1 protein-coding gene and 1 pseudogene are annotated in these 3236 nt (G+C 37.6%); one reads left to right on the plus strand and one right to left on the minus strand.

Annotated features, from left to right (window positions below; genetic code table 11):
* Positions 1-347 (minus strand): annotated as a pseudogene (locus BQ2633_RS00015) (GH25 family lysozyme); the annotation flags it as partial.
* Positions 348-600: 253 nt separating this feature from the next.
* Here BQ2633_RS00015 and BQ2633_RS00020 point away from each other — a divergent pair.
* On the plus strand, positions 601-2463 hold the full coding sequence (locus BQ2633_RS00020; protein ID WP_075564441.1) for an ATP-binding protein: 1863 nt from the start codon (positions 601-603) through the stop codon (positions 2461-2463).
* The last annotated feature ends 773 nt before the right edge of the window (positions 2464-3236 follow it).

A 3236-nucleotide genomic window follows, 5' to 3' on the forward strand; every position in this document is an offset into this window, starting at 1 on the left:
ACATTCAAATCCACATCGCCAGAGATGCCATCAATCTTACCACGATCGGTGAATTGCCAAAACTTCCATTTGCCCTTGTAGGACAATTGTTTCACGTAGTAGTGCGCTATCCAAAAATGATAGCGATCGAAGGTAGGTGTGTTGAGATATTTCTCCTTAAACTTCAGTCCCGTGTAGATGATAGGCGTGGTGTTGTAGTGCTTCTCCACGATGTTGAGCCACTCAGCCACTTCACTGCGCAGTTGTTCAGCAGAGAGCGTGCCGATGCTTTCCACGTCGAGCACAGGAGCTAAATCACCTGGTTCGAGATGTACTTGCTTGAGATAATGCTTCGCCTGCACATCGCCCGAAACGAGGGGAGAAAAAAAGTGGTAGGCACCACTGCTGGAACCATCATTTTTTTGATTAGGGGGCTTGCCTTTTGAAAATGAAAACCCGACGTTCTATTTTAAAAGGCATAATTGAGGTTTCTTGTGGTGTTTTGAAGTTTATTAGAGAGCTATAAAAGATTAATCACTTTTACGAGCAATCTTGCTGTTATTTGAAGATTGATTACTACCTTTGCAAAACTACTTAGGTGATTGACTAGAAAATATTGTAATGGAAGTTAATATCTCTCAGGCTATTCGAGTATTCTTCAATAATTCATCCTTTGAGATGATATTCTTTGAAGCTTTTGCTAATGCACTGGATGCAGAAGCAACAGAGTTCTCTATTGACATTAAATTGGATAATAAGGATGAACTATGTAACCTCTCATTAACTATTACTGATAATGGTGTAGGTTTTACAGAAGATCGATTCTCTAAATTTGGGAAATTACTTGATGTTGACGAAGAAAGTCATAAAGGCTTAGGTCGACTAGTCTACTTGTGTTATTTTGAAACAATAAAAATTGAAAGCCATTACAACAGAACCCAAAAACGTTCATTTGTTTTCTCCGAAAATTTTTCAGGAGACTCTCAAGTTACTGACGTTGAAGAGTCTCCAAGTGGTACAACTTTACAAATGAGTTCTTTTACAGGGAAGAAATTGGCTCGTTGGGATTATGTGAGACCACAAGTGATTATCAAACAGATACTTGATAAATTTTATCTCAGACTATACAAGAATAAGCTAAAGAATAACCACATATCCATTTCTGTTTCTTCTAAGGTTGATCGGATTTGCAGAGCGGATAAAACGCTAAATACTTCAGAACTTCCTGAATTGAAACGTTATAAGATTGATCATAGAATTCATCTATTTGAACCATTTGAGCTGTATTATCACATTAAGAAACTCGAACCTTCGGAAATGAGCCAACAGAGGATTGTTACAGCTATTGGTGTTGATGATCGAAGTCAACTTGTGGATATTATATCAGAAAAAGCTATGCCCTCTCTATATGATATGGTTTTTCTTTTGATTTCAGAATCGTTCAAAGGGAATGTAGATGAGTCCAGGCAGAACCTTCGCATTGCTGATACGGAGTTCAGAGAAATTCAAAATATTTTCAGAAGAGCAATAACAGAAATTCTTCATACAGAAATCCCTGCTATTGAAAAAAGAAACAACCAAAAGAAAGAAAATCTAGAACAAAAATACCCCCATCTATCTGGATATTTTGTGGATGACGAAATTGGCTATATGGACCCTGTAGATGTTCTCAAAAAAGCACAGGATAAATTCTTTCAAGATCAAAAAGAAATCCTTAATGCGACAAATCTAACAGAGGAACAATATGATAAATGTATGACATTGTCATCAAGGTCTTTAGCGCAATATATAATATTCCGACAGAATGTCATAAAAAAACTCAAATCTTTATCTAAAGACAACAAAGAAAGGGATCTACACAATATCATATCTCCTCAAAGATGTGAGTTTCATTCTTCCGAGATAATGAACGATATCTATCGCAATAATGTCTGGGTGCTAGATGATAAGTTTATGACTTATCGAACTGTTTTGAGTGAAGCAGAAATGACTAAGGTTTTTGAGGTGCTTACCGATGGGGAAGAAAACGAAAAAGACAATGATAGACCAGATATCACAATATTCTTTTCAAGTAACCCCATAAATTGTAATGAAAAATTTGATGTCGTAATCGTTGAACTAAAACGCATTGGGCTACAAGCTGATAAGAACTCTATTGTTGAGTTTCAATTAGACAAAAGAACACAACAACTAGCTAAGTACTACAAAAACCGCATTCAAAGAATGTGGTTCTATGGTATCGTTGATATGGACGATGACTATAGACTACACCTTGAAAATAATCAATATGTACCCTTGTTTTCTCAAGGGAATATATACTACCGGTCGAAAACGATTAAAGCGTCTTTAGATAGTGATATTAAAGTCATTCAGAATTCCTATATAATGGACATTACTGCACTTGTTGAGGATGCCAACCATAGAAACTCCACATTTCTAAAAATCCTTCAGAATACAATAAAAGAAAGCTCAATACAGGGATAAGGGGATAGGGAGTTCTTATTTTCTCTCAGAATAGGCTCCAATAAATGCTCCCAAAAAGTTTTACCCGCTATTTAGAGTGTAGTGTTCCAGCAGGGAGGCATAGACGTTGGCAAAGAACTCTTGTAGTCGCCGCTAGTTTGCTTCTGCAAGTGAGCAGCAACGGACAACGTAGTCAAGTCTCAAGTGGGAGAGTTTCATTGTCTCGGCTTTCATGCCAATCTCCAATTCAAGTAGGGAGTCATAGTGTTTGAGAACCCCAAAGAGCATAATGATGAGGTGTTTTCCAGCCTGTCAATCGTTTAACATAACGCTCGCTCTAGTGTTTCGAGACTATTTTTTGAATTTAGGCTTTATCCAGCAATTTATGACCTGATTATAGACTTGCTGTCCGGCAAAATGTGTACTTTGGGTCAAGGTACTAATGTTTTTTGCAATAACTAAAGTAACAAATAAGGCTGAAACCCTCTTGCAGGATTTCAGCCTTATTTTATCATTCAGAAAACTTTTACCGGACAACAATAGGTAACAATGCCTCCGAAAGTGAAGTTGTGCAGAAGTAATCTTGCAGGCACAATATCCATAAGAACATCGCCTAAAAAGCAGAAAAGCCCTACACGAAAGTGAGGACTTAACAGCATAAGCAGCTCCCTTAGAAGCTGCCTAAATAAAAAGCATGAGATGCCATGAAAGAGCAAGGCGAAAGCGTTATTGTTTCTCCGTATCCTCTGGTTCTTGCTCACCGATGGTGAGTTGTTGCAGATCGTAGGAAGAGC

It is taken from the genome of Ihuprevotella massiliensis (assembly GCA_900095835.1).
Classification (GTDB): Bacteria; Bacteroidota; Bacteroidia; order Bacteroidales; family Bacteroidaceae; genus Alloprevotella; species Alloprevotella massiliensis.